The 16603-nt window shown below is 61.9% G+C and carries 23 protein-coding genes and 1 tRNA gene; 2 read left to right on the top strand and 22 right to left on the bottom strand.

The window, feature by feature from the left end; all coding sequences use genetic code 11:
* Nucleotides 1-6 precede the first annotated feature (6 nt).
* The 9 genes from yacG to AB4Z43_RS26775 form a co-directional block, all read right to left on the bottom strand.
* Nucleotides 7-204 carry a DNA gyrase inhibitor YacG gene (gene yacG / locus AB4Z43_RS26815; protein ID WP_019860409.1) on the bottom strand — a complete coding sequence of 66 codons (198 nt, stop codon included), beginning with the start codon at nt 202-204 and terminating at the stop codon, nt 7-9.
* Nucleotides 201-827 carry a Maf-like protein gene (locus AB4Z43_RS26810; RefSeq protein ID WP_038644546.1) on the bottom strand — a complete coding sequence of 209 codons (627 nt, stop codon included), beginning with the start codon at nt 825-827 and terminating at the stop codon, nt 201-203. The genes yacG and AB4Z43_RS26810 overlap by 4 nt, the downstream gene beginning before the upstream one ends.
* 22 nt (nt 828-849) lie before the next feature.
* Complete coding sequence (gene infA, locus AB4Z43_RS26805) at nt 850-1068, bottom strand: translation initiation factor IF-1 (protein ID WP_006200926.1); 219 nt, start codon at nt 1066-1068, stop codon at nt 850-852.
* Nucleotides 1069-1155: 87 nt separating this feature from the next.
* Nucleotides 1156-1626, bottom strand: coding sequence for an arsenate-mycothiol transferase ArsC (locus AB4Z43_RS26800; RefSeq protein ID WP_080643811.1), 471 nt, complete (start codon nt 1624-1626; stop codon nt 1156-1158).
* The gene (locus AB4Z43_RS26795) at nt 1614-2099 is read right to left on the bottom strand and encodes a UPF0262 family protein (RefSeq protein ID WP_019860406.1); all 486 of its coding nucleotides are present in this window, start codon (nt 2097-2099) and stop codon (nt 1614-1616) included. The genes AB4Z43_RS26800 and AB4Z43_RS26795 overlap by 13 nt, the downstream gene beginning before the upstream one ends.
* A gap of 6 nt (nt 2100-2105) precedes the next feature.
* On the bottom strand, nt 2106-3398 hold the full coding sequence (hisD, locus tag AB4Z43_RS26790) for a histidinol dehydrogenase (RefSeq protein ID WP_038644550.1): 1293 nt from the start codon (nt 3396-3398) through the stop codon (nt 2106-2108).
* A gap of 7 nt (nt 3399-3405) precedes the next feature.
* Complete coding sequence (locus tag AB4Z43_RS26785) at nt 3406-3837, bottom strand: DUF2948 family protein (protein WP_441939642.1); 432 nt, start codon at nt 3835-3837, stop codon at nt 3406-3408.
* Nucleotides 3838-4005: 168 nt separating this feature from the next.
* Nucleotides 4006-5298 (bottom strand): UDP-N-acetylglucosamine 1-carboxyvinyltransferase, encoded by a 1293-nt coding sequence (gene murA / locus AB4Z43_RS26780; RefSeq protein WP_010914066.1) that lies wholly within the window; start codon nt 5296-5298, stop codon nt 4006-4008.
* A gap of 128 nt (nt 5299-5426) precedes the next feature.
* Complete coding sequence (locus AB4Z43_RS26775) at nt 5427-5603, bottom strand: hypothetical protein (RefSeq protein ID WP_084791397.1); 177 nt, start codon at nt 5601-5603, stop codon at nt 5427-5429.
* A gap of 163 nt (nt 5604-5766) precedes the next feature.
* Here AB4Z43_RS26775 and AB4Z43_RS26770 point away from each other — a divergent pair.
* A tRNA-Thr gene (locus tag AB4Z43_RS26770) sits at nt 5767-5841 on the top strand.
* A gap of 138 nt (nt 5842-5979) precedes the next feature.
* On the opposite strand, the gene AB4Z43_RS26765 is transcribed toward AB4Z43_RS26770, so the two are convergent.
* Nucleotides 5980-6621, bottom strand: coding sequence for a ribbon-helix-helix domain-containing protein (locus AB4Z43_RS26765; RefSeq protein WP_441939640.1), 642 nt, complete (start codon nt 6619-6621; stop codon nt 5980-5982).
* 11 nt (nt 6622-6632) lie between these two features.
* Nucleotides 6633-6935, bottom strand: a complete 303-nt coding sequence (locus AB4Z43_RS26760; RefSeq protein ID WP_441939638.1) for a hypothetical protein — start codon at nt 6933-6935, stop codon at nt 6633-6635.
* Between the two features lie 444 nt (nt 6936-7379).
* Here AB4Z43_RS26760 and AB4Z43_RS26755 point away from each other — a divergent pair, with 444 nt between their 5' ends.
* Nucleotides 7380-7916 (top strand): hypothetical protein, encoded by a 537-nt coding sequence (locus tag AB4Z43_RS26755; RefSeq protein WP_441939636.1) that lies wholly within the window; start codon nt 7380-7382, stop codon nt 7914-7916.
* A 36-nt stretch (nt 7917-7952) separates the two neighbouring features.
* On the opposite strand, the gene AB4Z43_RS26750 is transcribed toward AB4Z43_RS26755, so the two are convergent.
* The 11 genes from AB4Z43_RS26750 to AB4Z43_RS26700 form a co-directional block, all read right to left on the bottom strand.
* Nucleotides 7953-8528: a hypothetical protein gene (locus AB4Z43_RS26750; RefSeq protein WP_441939634.1), complete on the bottom strand. Its 576-nt coding sequence runs from the start codon at nt 8526-8528 to the stop codon at nt 7953-7955.
* Nucleotides 8525-9115 (bottom strand): L,D-transpeptidase, encoded by a 591-nt coding sequence (locus AB4Z43_RS26745; protein WP_441939632.1) that lies wholly within the window; start codon nt 9113-9115, stop codon nt 8525-8527. The genes AB4Z43_RS26750 and AB4Z43_RS26745 overlap by 4 nt, the downstream gene beginning before the upstream one ends.
* A complete protein-coding gene (locus AB4Z43_RS26740; RefSeq protein WP_441939630.1) occupies nt 9099-10262 on the bottom strand; it encodes an AAA family ATPase in 1164 nt (387 codons plus the stop codon). Before AB4Z43_RS26740 ends, AB4Z43_RS26745 begins: the two co-directional genes overlap by 17 nt.
* Entirely contained in the window at nt 10259-10894 is a 636-nt protein-coding gene (locus AB4Z43_RS26735; protein ID WP_441939628.1) for a TadE/TadG family type IV pilus assembly protein, read from the bottom strand. Before AB4Z43_RS26735 ends, AB4Z43_RS26740 begins: the two co-directional genes overlap by 4 nt.
* A gap of 1 nt (nt 10895) precedes the next feature.
* A complete protein-coding gene (locus tag AB4Z43_RS26730; RefSeq protein ID WP_441939626.1) occupies nt 10896-11423 on the bottom strand; it encodes a TadE/TadG family type IV pilus assembly protein in 528 nt (175 codons plus the stop codon).
* Nucleotides 11424-11428: 5 nt separating this feature from the next.
* Entirely contained in the window at nt 11429-12940 is a 1512-nt protein-coding gene (locus AB4Z43_RS26725; RefSeq protein ID WP_441939624.1) for a TadE/TadG family type IV pilus assembly protein, read from the bottom strand.
* A 77-nt stretch (nt 12941-13017) separates the two neighbouring features.
* Nucleotides 13018-13308, bottom strand: a complete 291-nt coding sequence (locus AB4Z43_RS26720; protein ID WP_441939622.1) for a hypothetical protein — start codon at nt 13306-13308, stop codon at nt 13018-13020.
* A 4-nt stretch (nt 13309-13312) separates the two neighbouring features.
* Nucleotides 13313-14758, bottom strand: a complete 1446-nt coding sequence (locus tag AB4Z43_RS26715; RefSeq protein ID WP_441939620.1) for a type II and III secretion system protein family protein — start codon at nt 14756-14758, stop codon at nt 13313-13315.
* Between the two features lie 47 nt (nt 14759-14805).
* On the bottom strand, nt 14806-15870 hold the full coding sequence (gene cpaB, locus AB4Z43_RS26710) for a Flp pilus assembly protein CpaB (protein WP_441939618.1): 1065 nt from the start codon (nt 15868-15870) through the stop codon (nt 14806-14808).
* Nucleotides 15871-15947: 77 nt separating this feature from the next.
* Nucleotides 15948-16121, bottom strand: a complete 174-nt coding sequence (locus AB4Z43_RS26705) for a Flp family type IVb pilin (RefSeq protein WP_441939617.1) — start codon at nt 16119-16121, stop codon at nt 15948-15950.
* A gap of 150 nt (nt 16122-16271) precedes the next feature.
* Complete coding sequence (locus tag AB4Z43_RS26700; protein WP_441939615.1) at nt 16272-16445, bottom strand: Flp family type IVb pilin; 174 nt, start codon at nt 16443-16445, stop codon at nt 16272-16274.
* Nucleotides 16446-16603 lie beyond the last annotated feature (158 nt).

Below are 16603 nucleotides of genomic sequence, written 5' to 3'. Positions count from 1 at the left end.
TCGGTCTTACTTGGGCTCGTCGGCGTCGGGTTCTTCCTCGTCGTCGCGGGCCTTGATGACATAGGCGCCCTTTAGCCAGCGGTTGAGGTCGATGTCCTTGCAGCGGGCCGAGCAGAACGGAAAGGTGTCGCGCGCCGACGGCTTGCCGCATTCGGGGCAGGGGCGCTTTGGCCGCAGCGGCGTGACTTTGGAGTCGGAATTCATGGCCGTGCGGTCAGCCAGTTCTGATGGATCTTGAAGCCTTCGCCCGATAGCAGGGCCACCGTCTCATAGAGCGGCAGGCCGACGATGTTGGTGTAGGAGCCGACCAGCTTGACGACGAACGAGCCGGCGAGACCCTGGACGGCATAGCCGCCGGCCTTGCCGCGCCATTCGCCCGAGGCGACATAGGCTTCGATCTCCTCGCGCGGCAGCCGCTTGAAACGCACCCGCGTCTCGACCAGCCGCTGGCGCAGCTTGCCGCCCGGTGTGATCAGGCAGATGCCGGAATAGACCCGGTGAGAGCGGCCGGACAGCAGCCCGAGGCAGTTGGCGGCATCGTCCAGCGTTTCGGCCTTGGGCAGGATGCGCCGCCCGACCGCGACCACCGTGTCGGCGGCCAGAACGAAGCTTGGCGCATAGTCCGTCTCGGTCTTCAGCGAGGCGAACGCCTTCTCGGCTTTTTCCGTCGATAGCCGCTTGGCCAGCGAGCGCGGATGCTCCGCACGCAGCGGCGTTTCGTCGATATCGGCTGGCAGGATACGGTCCGGCTCGATGCCGGCCTGCTGCAACAGTTCGATGCGGCGCGGCGAACCCGAAGCAAGCACCAGCTTCTGCAAAATGCTCATCGCGGACCAGTCAGGCTTGATCTTACTTGAAGCGGTAGGTGATGCGGCCCTTGGTCAGGTCGTATGGCGTCATCTCGACCAGAACCTTGTCGCCGGTCAGCACGCGGATGCGGTTCTTGCGCATGCGGCCGGCCGTATGGGCGATGATCTCGTGTTCGTTTTCGAGCTTCACCCGGAACATCGCGTTCGGCAACAATTCCGTCACGACACCCGGAAACTCGAGGACTTCTTCCTTCGGCATTCGATACCTTTGCTTGGATGGCAGTTCCAGCGCCCCGGCTGGAATTTCGGCGGAACCTATATGATAATCGTCCGCTTGTGAACACGCTTAATCCGTCGCGTTTTTTGCCTCTGAAGCCAAGAAACGTCGGCTTATGCGCAACTTCAGCCGCTCGCGCACCTCGCGGTAGGCCGCCATGATCTGTTCGCGCGTGCCGCTGGCGCCAGTCGGGTCCTGTGTCGGCCAGTATTCGACCTCGACGGCGAGCGAGCGGGTGAGTTCCAGCGCGGCATGGTGCGCTTCCGGCGCCAGCGTCACGATCAGGTCGAAATAGTCGTCCTCGAGATCGTCCAGCGTTCTGGGATGACGCTCGCCCAGCGACAGGCCCTCCTCCGCCAGCACGGCATCGACGAATGGGTCGCGCTCGCCGGCGCGCACGCCGGCCGAAGCGACGAAGATAGTGGCGGGCAGCATCCGGCGCGCCAGTTGCTCGGCCATTGGCGAGCGCACGGCATTCATGCCGCACACGAACAGGATCGAGCGGGGCAGGGCGCCGGGTGCCAGGGCTAGCCCCGCCAGTGCAGCACGCAGACCAGCGTGAACAGCCGGCGCGCCGTGTCGAAGTCGATGTCGATCTTGCCGGACAGCCGGTCCATCAGCGTCTGCGAACCCTCATTGTGCAAGCCGCGCCGGCCCATGTCGATCGCCTCGATATGGCTCGGCGTCGAGGAGCGGATGGCGTCGTAGTAGCTTTCGCAGATCATGTAGTAATCCTTGACGATGCGCCTGAGCGGCGTCAGCGACAGGATGTGGGTGACCACCGGGGTACCGTCCTCGCGGGTAACGGCAAAGACCAGACGCTGCTCGGCCAGCGACAGTTTCAGCCGGTAGGGGCCGGCCCCGCTGTCGTTGACGGGCTGAAAACTGTTCTCCTCGATCAGGTCGAAGATCGCCACTGCCCGCTCATGCTCGACATCGGGCGTCGAACGGCCGATCGATTCATCGAGTTCGACATCGATCAGTTTTGCGCGGGTTTGATCGGAGCCCGTCATCTCGGCCTACATGTTCAGCCGGATGGCGACGGAGCGGCCATGCGCGTCGAGCCCTTCCGCCTTGGCGAGCGCGATCGCCGCTGGCGCGAGCACGCGCAATTGCTCCGGCCCGAGTTTCAAGATCGAGGTGCGCTTGACGAAATCGAGCACGGACAGGCCTGACGAGAAGCGCGCCGAGCGTGCCGTCGGCAGCACGTGGTTGGAGCCGCCGACATAGTCGCCGATGGCTTCCGGCGTGTGGCGCCCGAGAAAGACGGCGCCGGCATTGCGCATCCGCGACAGGAAACCTTCGGCATCGTCGATGGCCAGTTCGACATGTTCGGCGGCGATGCGGTCGACCAGCGGCAGCGCGGCCTCGATGGTCGCGACCTCGATCACCGCGCCGAAATCGCGCCAGCTCGCCGCTGCCGTTTCACCGCGCGGCAGGGTCTGCAATTGCCGTTCGACCGCCTGTTCGACCGCCTTGCCGAAGGCCGGATCGTCGGTGATCAGGATCGATTGCGCCGACACATCGTGTTCGGCCTGGGCGAGCAGATCGGCGGCGATCCAGTCGGGATTGTTGCTGCCGTCGGCCACCACGAGCACTTCCGAGGGGCCGGCGATCATGTCGATGCCGACCGTGCCGAACACCTGGCGTTTGGCCGCCGCGACATAGGCATTGCCCGGTCCGACGATCTTGGCAACCGGCTTTATGGTCTCTGTGCCATAGGCAAGGGCAGCGATCGCATGCGCGCCGCCGACGCGGTAGATTTCGGTCACGCCTGATATGTCGGCCGCCACCAGCACCAGCGGATTGATGATGCCACCCGGCGCCGGCACCACCATGACAACGCGCTCGACGCCGGCCACCCGGGCCGGCACGGCGTTCATCAGCACCGAGCTTGGATAGCTCGCCGTGCCGCCCGGCACATAGAGCCCAACCGCCTCGATCGCTGTCCAGCGCCAGCCGAGCTCGACGCCGGCGGCATCCGTGTAGCGATCGTCCTTCGGCCGCTGCCGCTCGTGGTGGGAGCGGATGCGATCGCGCGCGAATTCGAGCGCTTCGATCGCCTTTGGATCGGCCGTCTCGTAAGCGGCCGCAATGTCTTGCTTCGACACGGCAATGCCGAGGCTCTTCAAATCTGCCCGATCGTATCGTTGCGTATAGTCGATCAGTGCCGCGTCACCTTCGGCGCGCACACGCGCGATGATCTGGCGAACCCCTGCGTCGACGTCCTCGGACACTTCCCGCTTGGTCGTCAGGAAAGCGGCGAAGCGCTGCTCGAAATCGGCGTCGGACTGGCGAAGCGTGATGGCCATGGGGCGCTCAAGCCTTGTGAATGGGGCGCGACGTGGCTTCCCACGCGCCGCCTATGTCGGCAAGGCGGGCCTCGATGCATTCGACATCGAGCATGATGGTGCCGCCGCCCGAAAAGATGAGTTCGACGATGCCGGCCGGCTTGCTGATCTCGATGAAGCTGATCGCCAGCAGGGACAGCACCTCGGCCGGCTTGTCGCGGGCAATGCCATTGGTTTTGGCGCCCAGCACCCGGTCGAAATGCAGCACGGCCTGCCGCCGTTCATTGTGCTGGCGGAACAGACCCGACTTCGCCTCCCAGGCGAAACGGTTCATTGTCAGCACGAAACGCTTGGCCGCAGGCAGGAATTCAAGGTCCGACACCTTCATCACGGCGTCCTGGACATGGGCCGAGACGATGCTCAGATCCTGGTCGTCGAGCGCGATAAGCTTGAGGGCCATGCGGGATTTGTACCTAAGGTTGGTTTCAGCCCTCTGTTAGGCGGTCTTTCCGGCCGGTGCAACCGCGACACGACTTCCGCTCGAGGCAATTGCCTCGGCTTTGCGGTGCTGGCAGGGGGATGAAGGCCGCACGGGCAGCCTCCGTCCGAAGCTGCCGCCGTTCGATCGTCAGGCGGAAATGCGCTCGATCACCGCGCCGCAATTGGACAGTTTTTCCTCCAGCCGCTCGAAGCCGCGGTCGAGGTGGTAGACGCGGTTGACCGTGGTCTCGCCTTCGGCGGCGAGGCCAGCGATGACCAGCGAGACGGAAGCGCGAAGGTCGGTGGCCATGACCGGCGCGCCTTTGAGCTTCGCCACGCCGTCGACGATCGCCGTCTGGCCCGAAAGCGTGATGTGGGCGCCGAGCCGGGCCAGTTCCTGGACGTGCATGAAGCGGTTCTCGAAGATCGTCTCGGTGATGCGCGACTTGCCCTTGGCCATGGTCATCAGGCCCATGAACTGCGCCTGCAGATCGGTCGGGAAGGCCGGGAAGGGCGCCGTCGTCACGTCGACCGGCGAAATGCCGGCGCCGTTGCGCTTCACGCGGATGCCGGAATTGGTCTGGGTGATCTCGGCACCCGTCTGCGAAATCACGTCCAGCGCGGTCTGCAACAGCTCCGGCCGCGCGCCTTCGAGCACGACGTCGCCGCCCGTCATGGCGACCGCCATGGCATAGGTGCCGGTCTCGATGCGGTCGGGAATGACGCGCACGCGCGCGCCCGACAGCGATTCGACGCCATCGATCGTGATGGTCGGTGTGCCGGCGCCGGAAATCCTGGCGCCCATGGCGTTGAGGCATTCGGCGAGGTTGACGATTTCAGGCTCGCAGGCGGCGTTTTCCAGCACCGTCTCGCCCTTGGCCAGCGAAGCCGCCATCATCAGCACATGGGTGGCGCCGACCGAAACCTTGGGGAAGACGTAGCGGTTGCCGACCAGGCGGCCATTCTTGGTCTTGGCGATGACATAGCCGGTGTCGACGTCGAGATCGGCGCCAAGCGCCTGCAGGCCTTCGAGGAACAGGTCGACCGGGCGCGTGCCGATGGCGCAGCCGCCGGGCAGCGACACCTTGGCCTCGCCCATGCGGGCCAGCAGCGGCCCGATCACCCAGAATGAAGCCCGCATCTTCGACACCAGTTCGTAGGGCGCCGTCGTGTCGACGATGTTGCGGGCGGAGAAGTTGATGGTGCGCGAATAGCCTTCATTCTGCTTCTCGCGGCGGCCATTGACCGAGTAATCGACGCCGTGATTGCCGAGGATGCGGATCAGCTGCTCTACATCGGCCAGATGCGGCACGTTTTCCAGCGTCAGCGTGTCGTCGGTTAGTAGCGAGGCGATCATCAGCGGCAAAGCGGCGTTTTTCGCGCCTGAGATCGGAATGCTCCCGGCAAGCTTGTTGCCGCCGACAATTCTGATGCGATCCATTGGAGAATGTCCCTCTCGGCCAAAAAGGCCGGTTCAATCGTTTGAGTATCGGCCCGTCTAGACCATTGGCCGGTGTGGTTCAAGAAATAGGATTTCCACGCATCCGGGCCAAGAGTGGCCGATTTGAGTTAATCTTTCCGTATTTCCTGGGCCGCACCGAGCCCGTCCGGCCTCTGGTCGGCTTCACCCGTGCGGCGCGAGCGCGACTGCGCCTTGCGCTTCTGCAGATTGGCGCGCAATTGCTCGGCGAGCCGGTCCTTGCGGTCCGTGCCGCCCTTTTTCGGTGATATCGTCGTGTCGCTCATCGTCCCGTCCCGGCCGACGACCCGGCCAAACCTGCCGTTCAGGGATAGCCAACATTGTGGCGCCGCCATGTCATTGAAAGCTATCCGGCAAAGGCTTTCACAGAAGCGTTGTTCTTGGCCTTGCGCTTACCGGTTCGATATGGCAGAAGCCCCGCCATCAGCGGCTGCGGTAGCTCAGTGGTAGAGCACTCCCTTGGTAAGGGAGAGGTCGAGAGTTCAATCCTCTCTCGCAGCACCAGATTTCCCTGATTCCCCGAATTGACCCGCTTTGGCGCCCCGGCCGTCGTCAGCTGTGGAGATGCGTCAGCTCGAATCCGGCGTCATCCTGCGCGTCTGAAGCATGTGGCGTCGAAAGGTCACTTTTGGGCGCTATGCATTAGCCGCCGAAAACGAAGGCCATCAGCAACTCCGGCTCGAGCACCGGCGCCCGCACCGCGTTCAATTGCCCCCGGTAGCGGCGGTCGCCCGCGCCGATGACGAAACCGGTGGCGACCGGCGTTTCGCCATTGGCGTCGAGCCGCGCGAATATGTCAGCGACATTGAGATCCAGAGCAAGCTTCAGGTCGTGGCGCGCATCTTCGGTTGGCGCCACCGGCAATTGCCGCCTGACCAGCTGTTGGAACGGCGCGTTGAAGGTCAGGATCCTCTTCGATGATGAGAGCGCAAAAGCCGGTGACGGGCAGCCGACCAGAATGGCGTTGATCGTCTTGATCGACGCAAGCCTTCGCAAGGTGTGGTTTTCGTCGGTCAGTCCACGCATACAGGCCACCCGGATTGCCGAAGTCAGGTTTCCTGAGTTGGCATGGCTCTCGGCGATCTCGTCGATCAGCATGCCGATCGTGCATTTGCGGTTCTCGGCCATCTGCTTCAGCGAGGTCCAGAACGCCCGCTCCAGACGAATGCCGCGTCGCGTGCCGCCGCGCACCACCACCCGGAATTCCAGCCCGAAATCTTCTGTTTCTATGGATGGAAGCAGCCGGTCGCGATCGGCAAGAGGGGAGGTGACGCTATCGTTCACTCATCGCCTCCTCACGTGCCTTGTTGATCGGGTTCAGCAGATAGGGGCTGGTCATGTGTCCGGTTCTTGATGTCGACCGAACAGATCATGCCGGGGATGATCGAATAGGTCTTGCCATTCCGGATCAGCGTCGACCTCTCGGTTGTGACCCCATGGTCGCAGACCTCGAGATTCTTGGTGAGGCGATCGAGATTGGCGTTGGCCTCGTCCAGTTTCTTGGGCGAAGGTGCACTCGCACTCCCGCAGGTCAACATCGTAGCCGCCATCAGAAGATCGAGGCGCCTGCCCAGAGTCGACATGCTTGTCGTATTCATTCAATCCGCCCCAACGTTTCCCCGCCGTCTCTTCGAGCGCGACAACCAAGCCTGAGCTTGCTCGGATTATCCAACAGGTTCACGAAGATATGTGGGAGAATATTAAATTAGAAACATCTAAACGATGGATTTTGGCCACAAGATTGGGAAATGTAGCGAAAATGGCACAAAAACCGGCGCGCAGGGGGGCGCCCAACTGCCGCCAAGTGCGGAAAGGCCGAAGGGCTCAATGCCAGCAGAATCGTATGAAGTTTGCCTGAGCCGAAACGCGGCCGTGGAAAATTGATGACGTTTCAACCAAGATCATACCGCAACGGCACGAATGGTCCGATGCTGAATCGCGGGCTGCCCGGATGAACTCGCAAGCACGTCGTAATGGCGCACTTGCGTTAAGCCTCGCGCAATCTCTGCAATCTATGCTGACGCCAGATTGTCGAGGTAAAAATGAAGCGCAGGCCGATACTACTCTTCGCTTTTCCGGCTTTCATCCTGGTGGTTTTGGCCTGCGAGCGAATGGCGACCATGCTGCTCGGGAGCTATCCCGCCAGCCCCGCAGTGTGGAGAATCTGGCTTGAACTGCGCCCCTTGTCGGCGATGTTCTGGCAACAGATCGACCCATATCTCTACGGTTCGATGGCCCTGGATGCCGTCATCCTGGTTGCGGCGGCACTGGTGTTCTGGAGCGCTTGCCGTGTGAGACCGGCGGCCGCCTTCTTCCTGGCCAACCACGTCGCCCTGCTCTTTGCCGGACTGATGATCGCTTCCAGCAGTCATTCGGAGACAGCGAGCACGGTCGCGGCTTTTCCGATGTCCAACGGTGTCCAATTCGCCCTGAAGATCGATTTTACCTGGCAGAACAGCCTGGTGCTCGTTCTGGGCTTCGCGGCCTGCGCGTACTGTCATGTCGCGTTCCTTCGCGAGACGCGACTGCGCACAGAGTCTCTGGCCCTGCGCCTCATGACTTTGGGACGGGATCTTTAGTCGGGCGCACCGGGCTTCACCGGAACGCGACATGCCTCAATTGATCTTGCGATAATAGACCTTGCCGTCCGGCGTCTCCGTTCGCTGGTAGGCGGGGTTCGGCCCGGGGGGCGCGGCACTCCTGCGCTTGATTGGCCGTGGCGTCTCTGCAGCCGCGGGTTCGGCCGCGACATCGCTGTTGCCGGAAGAGGCGTCCCCCACGGTGCTGGTGACGACGACGGGTTCTGCCGTGCTTGTGCCGCTGTCGTCGCGTGCCGAGAGAGGGTTCTGTTCCAGCCGAGCTAGGTTGCCGTTGATCTCGTTGAACCTGCCCTGCAATTGGCTGTCCAGTCTTTCAAACCGGCTTTGAAAACCGTTGTTGACGGTGTCGAGCCGGGCAACGATCCGCTGTTCGAACGCGCCGAGTTCCTCGAGACGTCCCTCCACGGTGCGCAGGTCGTTGATGCCTCGATAAAGGTAGATGGCGGCGGTCGCGTTCAGCACTGCAAACAGCGTCAACCCGACGCCGACGACGACGGCCAGCCGCGACCGGCTCGCATCCCTGCCGAGCAGTTGCGGTTCCATCGGCTCGGCGGCTACGCTGGGCACATGCGGGTCGCTGATCGTCGTCATTGAACCACCACCTTGGTGCCCACAGGCACGCGCTTGAAAAGATCGATCACATCCGTGTTGGTAAGGCGAAAGCAGCCCGACGTGCCGTCGAATCCGACGCCGGAGGGATCGTTGGTGCCATGGATGCGATAGAGCGTGTCGTGTCCGTCCCGCAGCAGATACAGCGCCCGCGCGCCGAGCGGATTGTACGGACCCGAGGGCACCAGCTCCGGCAGTTCCGGTTGGCGAGCGCGCATTTCCCGGGGCGGGCGCCACTGCGGCCATTCTGTCTTGGCGCCGACCTTCACCACCCCGGTCCAGCCAAATCCGTCACGCCCGACGCTGATCTGGTAGCGCAATGCCTGGCCCTGGCGGGTCACCAGGTAAAGCGCCTTCTCGCTCTTGCGGATGATGATCGTTCCCGGCTGTTCGGTGGTTGTGAAGGCAACCGCCTTGCGCAGGCTGGGGCCCATCGCCGGCAGCGGCGGCCGCTCCGAAAGCCCCGACCGCGCCTCGGCGAAGCCCTGGGCGGACAGCGTCAGCACCAGGCCGAGCACGCAGGTGCCGGCCAGCCTGGGGACGAGGCCGTCTCTACCGGGCAGCGTCATCGAGCCGCTCTTTGAACATCTTCTTCAGATCCTTGTTGAAGCGCGCCCTGCCATCCACTTCGGAGGGCAGGATCGCCCGGTTCAAGGCATCGGTCAGAAGAGCGTTGTCCAGCGCGACCGATTTGATGTGCGGCGCCTTGAATATCTTCTCGAGCTCGCTGCGCGAAAAATGGTTCCCGAACCATTTGCGCTTGTGCTTGTTGGCGACGAGCGTGATGCTGACCGCATTGCCGCGCAGTTCGCGGATTTTCTTGTAGAGCCGCTTGCCTTGCCGTAGCGAAGCGACGTTGAGTTCGAAGACGATGAAGATCTCGTCGCTGGTCGACAGCACCGAATTGTGCCAGGGCGTTTCGATATTGGGCAGGTCGATGACGATGTCGTCGAAGCGGTAGGCGACGAGGTCCAGAAGCCGGAAGACGAAATCGCTGCCGTGCGGCTCGAAGGGCAGTTGCGGCCGCTCGAACGCATAAAGGGTGAGGCCGGAAGGGCGCGTGAGCTTGATGACATCCATCAGCTCGACATCGAGCCTTTCCGGCTGGCTGATAATGCCGGCGAGATCGAACTGGTTGAACAGATTGAGATAGGCGCCGCAATTGGCGCTCTGGAAATCGAGATCGACCAGGCAGGTCGCGGCCGCGCGCTCGGCCGATTTCGAGGCGAGGAATTCGGCCGCCGACAGCGCCAGCGTCGTGGCGCCGGCGCCGCCGCTGGCGCTGATGAAGGTGATGATCCGGCTTTTCGTGCCCTGGTTGCCGGTATCGTGGAAGGTCACCGCGTTGAGCAGTTCCTTGCCGTCGAGCGGCTTGTGCAGCCAGTCCGAGGCGTTCATGCGCACCAAAACGCGCGTCTGTTCCGACGTCAGCTCATCGGAAACCGCGATCAGCGGCACCGTCGCCCACAGCGCGCGCGCCTCGACGATGCCGGGCTTGCCCAGCAGCTCGCCACCGCCGAGATCGAGGATGACGATGCCCGGGCGCGTATCGGCGGGCGGCCCTTTGAGGAAGTCATCCGTCTCGGAAACCTTGACGTCATAGATCGCCAGCGCATCGAGCCGCGTCGCCACATCGCGCTTGAAATTCGGATCCGAAGAGAACAGCGCCACCTGCTTTCGCTTGGTCGGTGTAACCTTGGTGTTGATGGCGTTCATGGATAGGTGCTCTTGACGTCTTCGCCCGTGACCGTGCTCAGCATGGAGGGCATGTTGATGTTGGCGAAACCCATCAGTCCCTGGAGGAAGAAGAACTGGAAGGTCCGGTTCTGCAGGCTGACGGTGATTGTCGGCACCGGCCCGCCAAGCCGGGTCTGATAGCCAAGGCCGGTGGCCGTGTAGGTGACGACGACGTTGCTGCGCAGCAGGCCCGGGAAGAACTGGCACATGCCTGCCCGCTGGCTTGTCGTCGGCGTTGGGCAAACGTCGTCGTTGGTGACTGCCGTGTCACCGCGGAATATGCGGCTGAAATTGGTGGCGTTGAAAGTGCCGCTGTTGGTGCAGGAACCGACAGTTCCGGTGTACGAGCAGGCAAAGGGTCCATATGCCCCTGCAACCACCGGAGAGCCGGGCGTCGTGGTCGGGCCTGCGGTTGTCAGATTGCTTGCGACGGGGTCGGAGATCGACGCCAGCCTGGCTCCGATCTGAACCGCTTTCGTCGCCGCATTCCACTGATAGAAGGCATAACCGAAATCAACGAAGCCGAGGACAAGCGCAAACAGCAGCGTCGAGACAATGGTCATCTCGACCATCGCCGCGCCGTCTTCCGATGTTGCAAAACGCCTGATCATCTCAGAACCGGATCAACCGCTCCTCGTGAAAGCCGCTGAGAGTTATCGGACCGATGCCGATCAAAGCTAGCATTCCGACGCCGGTATACGGGTAGGTGCCGGCAGCCCGGACGATGCAAACCTGGGGGGTTGTGGAACGATACTGCGTGACGCCCGCGACGACCGCGTTATGACAGGACGCGGAGGCGGCGATGGTCACCGTCACATTTGCTTTCTGCCAGCCACTGACACGCGCGTTGCCTGTCCCTGCAACATTGCCGAACACCGCGATGTTGGTGGCGAGGTCGGCGCAGTTGATCGCCGCCAACCCGGAGTCGGTATACATCTGGCTGTTGCAGCGCGCTCCGTAACGGGCGCCGTCAGTCAGACCGGCTTCCATCAACAATTTGTCATGGATCAGGTTGCCAAATTCGAACACGCCGGCCGATAGTGTCAGCATCAGGGGTGCGACGATGGTCATCTCGACCAGTACCGCACCCCTGCTGTCGCGTCGAAATCGATCGATGAGATGGAACAGCATTTTCAGCATGGCCATCACCGATAGAGCTGCGCTTCATCGCGCAGGAAATTGTCGAGCGTGCCACGGCCGCCCTTGCCTGTGATGTCGACGAGTTCGACATAGATATCCTTGCCGTCCTTGATCGGTTCAGTAATGAAGAAACTGCCGAAGGCGTGAACCGGCACATTGTCTGCACGGCCATTGAACCCGCCAATGGCGTTGCAGTCGATAATGGCGCCATACAGGATCCGCCGATCGACCGTCGTTACGGGCGTCTGGCTGCACGACGGCGTGCCGGTTTCGCCGCTCACGGCGGGGTCGCCAACGATGCTGTCGTTGGTGGCTGGGTTCCCGTCGGGGTTAAGCTCGTAACGATACATTTCGTAGCGGGTGGCCCCTACAAGCGCCGAAGGCAAAGCCCCGCGTGTCGGATGATTGACGGTCCAGTAGCGACTTGCATTCCAATCGCCCGTGCCCATGCGACCGCCCATCATGGTGCAGTTGCCGGCGATCTGGCAGGAGTCGCGCTCAAGCCCGACACCCTTGGTAGGGTCGGTCTCGAATGTAGTCTTGGCGTTGTTGCAACTGATGCTCTTCAGCCCCATCCGGACGTTGGCAGCCGGCCCGTCAGTCGTTCCGATGTAACTCTTGCTGATGCCGAAGCGGGCGTTCAGTCCATCTTGCACGGGTCCGGCGTTCTGTCCGGGTTTGGTATCGACGCCATCCTGCGCGTAGCATCCGGACGGTTTCACATTGGCAAGGGACGCTTCCAGGGCATTCGCTCCGTTGCCGTCCGGCGAGGCAAGAAATGCGAAGTTGCCTGGCTGATAGGACCCATCATTCCGTAAGAGGATTTGGCGACGGCGATATTGCTGTGTGTTGGCCGCTTGTTCGAGAGTGATGTCTCCTGCCGTGTTATGGCCATTCACCATCTCATATGGGTTACACATGAACACCGGGGTGTAGTCGCAGACGCTCGACCTGAAGCCGGCGACAGCAACAGCCCCGACGTTGAACGAGTTGTTGGCGGCATTCCCAGTCAGGAACGACGCAGGAAAGATCGCGCTGAAGCCGGTTGGCGTGACCGTGACCTGAACGAAGTGCGTCTCGAGCTCGCCCGTCGCAGGGTCCGTGCTTGCGTAATAGGTAGCCTGGTTCGCGGCCGTTATCTGGGTGCTGTCGGACGCCGGTATGGCCTTTAAAAAACACCATGAAATGTTGCCGGCGCTATTGCATCTCTGCGTGCCACCCGGTTGCCCCGATATGAGGGTAAATCGGCCAGACGTCGAGAAATTGCTTTCGTTGTTGACCAGTGTCGCCATGGCGCGCTCGGCCCGCCCCCAGGCACCTGTGCTGCCGTCCAGTTCCGCCGCGCCAGCCAATGCAAAGGCGTCCGCCGCCTTCTGCAAATCATTGTGCAAATTGTTGACCCGGCTCATGTCGATGGCCAACAGGGAAAAGCCGATAAGCGCCGGCAGCGTGACGCTGACGAGGATCAGCGCTATTCCCCTTTGATCGTGCCAGAACGCGCGAATGGTCCGCAGCATGGCCTTACTCTTTGCTCCCCTGACGCCAGGTTCCCTCGTTTGGCCTGGCGCACTGAAACCGCATCCTTCTGTTCAGTTTACGGCGTTGTGTTCGTCGTCACCGCCGACCCCGCCCCGCCGACATTGACCGTGATGGGCGCCGGCGGCGGAGGTGGTGGCGGAAATTTGTAGTTCTGAGCGACAGCGGCGGCGCGCTGGCCGTCACCCTCTATATGTGTGTTCCTGGAGGCTGGATTGAACGGATCGACCGTCTGCAGAAGCGAATTGTGCCTCTGCGAGTCGCCCGCGGCCAAGGTCACTGAATCGTAGTGATTCAGATAGTCCGCGGCACAGCCAGTCAGCAGGCCGGTGCTCAGGACGAGGATCAAGGCGCTATTTCTTGACATAGAGCATCTTGTCCTTCGATTTGAAGTTCAGCATGTGGCCATAGGGGCCGGTGACGCCGTCGCCCGTTTCATATTTGCGGATCATGTCCTTGTTCACTTCGAGCTGGCCAAGCACGAAGAATTCCGGGTCGTTGGCGGGCCGCGTCTTGTCGAAAGGCGTTGCCAGTTGTTCGCCGGGCTTCACCGGCCGCACGATGTGCGGCGTGACGATGACGACCAGTTCCGTCTCTTCTTTCTGGTTGCTCGAATTGCGGAACAGCGTTCCGATTACCGGCACCTGACCGAGCCATGGCACCTGGTTCTGCAGCTTGGTGGTCCTGCTGGACAGGAGTCCGCCGACCGCGAAGCTCTGGCCGTCGCGCAATTCGACGACGGTGGACAGTTTGCGGTTGGTGAAAATCGGGTCGCCGGCGGTGGTGAAGCCGTTCAGGTCGCTGACTTCCGGCGCCAGGTTCATATGGATCTTGCCGTCGTCGAGTACGACCGGCGTGAACAGAAGATTGACGCCGAATTGCTTGTAGACGATGCTGATCTCGCCGTTCTTGTCGAGAGTTCGGATAGGAACTTCACCACCGGCGTTGAAGCTTGCCTGCTCGCCGGAGAGCGTGGTGAGATTGGGATTGGCAAGCGTGCGCACCGCGCCCTTGGCCTCGAGCGCCTCGATGTACAGATCGACCTTGATATTGTTGTCGATGACGCGGGTGAGCAGCGCGCCGAAGGGAGTCGAGGTGGACAGGAGGTCGCTGAGAAAACCGCCGGTGCCGAGCACCACATTGTCCTTGTCGACGGCGGCAATCCCGGTTCCGACTTGAGTCGTACCTCGGCTGTTTGTGCTCCTGATCGACACGCCGAGATCTCGGCCAGCGTTGCGCTTGGCTTCGAGAATGCGCACTTCGAGATTGACTTGCTGGCTGTCGTCGATCGTGACGGAATTGATGATGTCGTCGGGACCGTATTGCTTGGCCACTTCCAGGATGGCCGCCATCGTGACGCCGTCCTTGACATGACCGCCAAGCCTGACCCTGCCATTGACCGAGGCGACTTCGATGCGCGACCTTGGCGCTACCTGGCGGATCGCCTGTGCCATGTCGCTGACGTCGACGCCGACCTCGATCTGGATGACGCCGAGCGAGCGCTTTTCAGGTGAGAACAGATTGACCGTGGTGGTACCGGCACCCTTGCCGATGACATAGAGCGTGCGGTCGGTCATCGGCTGCGCGTCGGCGATTTTTTCGTCACCGACAACGATATCGCCAAGGGTGGCGTTCACCGCGATCGTCACCGACTGCGACATCGGCAGGAAAACGCGATGAACGCTGGGGTTCGACACATCGATGAATCGGTCTGCGGCATCGGCCACGAGACTCCACGTTGGTAGTGTCGCGAAACAGGACAGCGCGACCGCAGCCATCCTCACCCAAAACCCCTGCATCCCCGTCTCCCCGATTGCAGCCTCATTTTTTTGGCTGCACCTTTATATCATGGCTGTCGCGGCACGTCATACGTCTCGAGCTTCACCCCTCGAAAAACGCCCACGGTGGCACGCGACGGCGGCTCGGGTGTGACATATTTGACGACTTCCCGCACTTCCGGGGCGGAGGCCACCGCCGGAGCCGGCTTGACCTTGCCCAACTCGTCGAGCTTGCTACCCACTCGCTCCACGGCCTGTGCCAATCCTGCGATCTTCTCGTCGGCGCGCTTCTGCGCATCTTCCGCGCGCTGACGATCGGCCGCGGCAGCAGCATCGGCCGCAGCCTGCTTGGCGAGTTCGGCTTGCTTTTTGGCGACGTCGGCCGGCATTTCGCCGGTCAGGTCGGAAAGCGTCACCCGCTCCGTCGTTTCGCCCTTGCTGGCGGCGGCCTGGCGAAGCGCCAGCGACAATTGGCCGGCGCCTGCCGCCAGGGTCAGCTTCTGCGCGTCCTTGGTGCTGGCCTCGAGCGTGACCGATTTGACGACCGTCGGGCTGTCCTTGCTTTCGTCGGCCACCTGGTCGACGGCAAGCACCTTCATGCCCTGCAGCAGCACGTCGACAAAACTCTGGTCCGTGCCGTCACTGTCACGCACGGTGCGCGTCAACAACACATCGACCCTGTCTCCCGGGAAGACGAAACCTGCAACACCAAGCACGTCGTTGACGCGTATGGACACGGCCTTCATGCCTTCGCCGAGCACCGCCGAAAGCGTGGCGCGCTGGCCCGGGCCGGTGATTTTGCTTGCGAGAACCGGTTCGTTGACGCCGATCGCCTGCAAAGCCTGTTTGGGCCCCCCACCAACAGGAACGTCCTTAGTCAGAAGCTCTTCTGTCGTCTTATAAGCGCCGGCCGGAACCGCGCCAGACGGCCATTCGACTTCACGAAGCTTGTCCGCTGACAGTGTGTCGCCAAACTTCAGCGCCACTGCCGCCACGACGACGGTATCGCGCTCTACATCTCCTGTTCGTGCCATTGCGCTGCGCTGATTGGCCAGCCAGATATTGGCAAGCACCACCGCCAGCACGCCGAACACGCCGGCGAGAACGACCATTATGACAGTATTTGCGCGCATTTTGTTGCCCCGCCCGCGTTTGCTTTGGTTCATCAACGCCGGGTAACTTCCCCGGCGTTGACAACAGTTTCAAGATATCACGGCAACGTTGCCGCCAGCGATACCCACTGGGTGCCCACCCATGCGCCGACGGTTATGATCGATGCGATCACAGCAATGGTGATGATGCCGAGCAGGATTGTATACTCGACCATAGCAGCGCCGTTTTCGTCATCGCGGAACTGCCGGGTCATCGTCATGAGCTTTTTCATGCCAATTTCTCCGTTTGGAGTCGAACCCGACGAGACGAGCCGAGGATGAAATCCATACCCAAGCATCCCCCGTCTTCTTCAAGTTTAATGCTTACCCAATAATCGACGCCGAAGATGTCCTCGGCGCCGATAAGACCGTCTAGAGTCAGATCACGGCAGCGTCGTCGCCAGCGTCACCCACCGGGCGCCGACCCATGCGCCGACAGTTATGATCGATGCGATCACAGCAATGGTGATGATGCCGAGCAGGATTGTGTACTCGACCATAGCAGCGCCGTTTTCGTCGTCGCGGAACTGCCGGGTCATCGTCATGAGCTTCTTCATGTCAATTTCTCCCTTTGGAGGTTGAACCCGACGAGACAGAGCCAAGGATGAACCCCATACCCAAGCATCCCCCGTCATCCCGATCCTAGGTCCCGAGAAATTGCGGAGTCAAACCAGATTAACGGTTCCTTAACCTCCCAATACATGAACTTTCGATT

This window comes from Mesorhizobium sp. 2RAF45 (genome assembly GCF_052115225.1).
Lineage (GTDB): Bacteria > Pseudomonadota > Alphaproteobacteria > Rhizobiales > Rhizobiaceae > Mesorhizobium > Mesorhizobium jarvisii.
Note: the sequence above shows the minus strand (reverse complement) of the source record. Positions and strands in the feature narration are given on the sequence as shown.

Coding starts and splice junctions, on each gene's coding strand:
- yacG (WP_019860409.1), bottom strand. CDS start 204: ATGAATTCCGACTCCAAAGTCACGCCGCTGCGGCCAAAGCGCCCCTGC.
- AB4Z43_RS26810 (WP_038644546.1), bottom strand. CDS start 827: ATGAGCATTTTGCAGAAGCTGGTGCTTGCTTCGGGTTCGCCGCGCCGC.
- infA (WP_006200926.1), bottom strand. CDS start 1,068: ATGCCGAAGGAAGAAGTCCTCGAGTTTCCGGGTGTCGTGACGGAATTG.
- AB4Z43_RS26795 (WP_019860406.1), bottom strand. CDS start 2,099: ATGACGGGCTCCGATCAAACCCGCGCAAAACTGATCGATGTCGAACTC.
- hisD (WP_038644550.1), bottom strand. CDS start 3,398: ATGGCCATCACGCTTCGCCAGTCCGACGCCGATTTCGAGCAGCGCTTC.
- AB4Z43_RS26785 (WP_441939642.1), bottom strand. CDS start 3,837: ATGGCCCTCAAGCTTATCGCGCTCGACGACCAGGATCTGAGCATCGTC.
- murA (WP_010914066.1), bottom strand. CDS start 5,298: ATGGATCGCATCAGAATTGTCGGCGGCAACAAGCTTGCCGGGAGCATT.
- AB4Z43_RS26775 (WP_084791397.1), bottom strand. CDS start 5,603: ATGAGCGACACGACGATATCACCGAAAAAGGGCGGCACGGACCGCAAG.
- AB4Z43_RS26760 (WP_441939638.1), bottom strand. CDS start 6,935: ATGAATACGACAAGCATGTCGACTCTGGGCAGGCGCCTCGATCTTCTG.
- AB4Z43_RS26755 (WP_441939636.1), top strand. CDS start 7,380: ATGAAGCGCAGGCCGATACTACTCTTCGCTTTTCCGGCTTTCATCCTG.
- AB4Z43_RS26750 (WP_441939634.1), bottom strand. CDS start 8,528: ATGACGACGATCAGCGACCCGCATGTGCCCAGCGTAGCCGCCGAGCCG.
- AB4Z43_RS26745 (WP_441939632.1), bottom strand. CDS start 9,115: ATGACGCTGCCCGGTAGAGACGGCCTCGTCCCCAGGCTGGCCGGCACC.
- AB4Z43_RS26740 (WP_441939630.1), bottom strand. CDS start 10,262: ATGAACGCCATCAACACCAAGGTTACACCGACCAAGCGAAAGCAGGTG.
- AB4Z43_RS26735 (WP_441939628.1), bottom strand. CDS start 10,894: ATGATCAGGCGTTTTGCAACATCGGAAGACGGCGCGGCGATGGTCGAG.
- AB4Z43_RS26730 (WP_441939626.1), bottom strand. CDS start 11,423: ATGCTGAAAATGCTGTTCCATCTCATCGATCGATTTCGACGCGACAGC.
- AB4Z43_RS26725 (WP_441939624.1), bottom strand. CDS start 12,940: ATGCTGCGGACCATTCGCGCGTTCTGGCACGATCAAAGGGGAATAGCG.
- AB4Z43_RS26715 (WP_441939620.1), bottom strand. CDS start 14,758: ATGCAGGGGTTTTGGGTGAGGATGGCTGCGGTCGCGCTGTCCTGTTTC.
- cpaB (WP_441939618.1), bottom strand. CDS start 15,870: ATGCGCGCAAATACTGTCATAATGGTCGTTCTCGCCGGCGTGTTCGGC.
- AB4Z43_RS26705 (WP_441939617.1), bottom strand. CDS start 16,121: ATGAAAAAGCTCATGACGATGACCCGGCAGTTCCGCGATGACGAAAAC.
- AB4Z43_RS26700 (WP_441939615.1), bottom strand. CDS start 16,445: ATGAAGAAGCTCATGACGATGACCCGGCAGTTCCGCGACGACGAAAAC.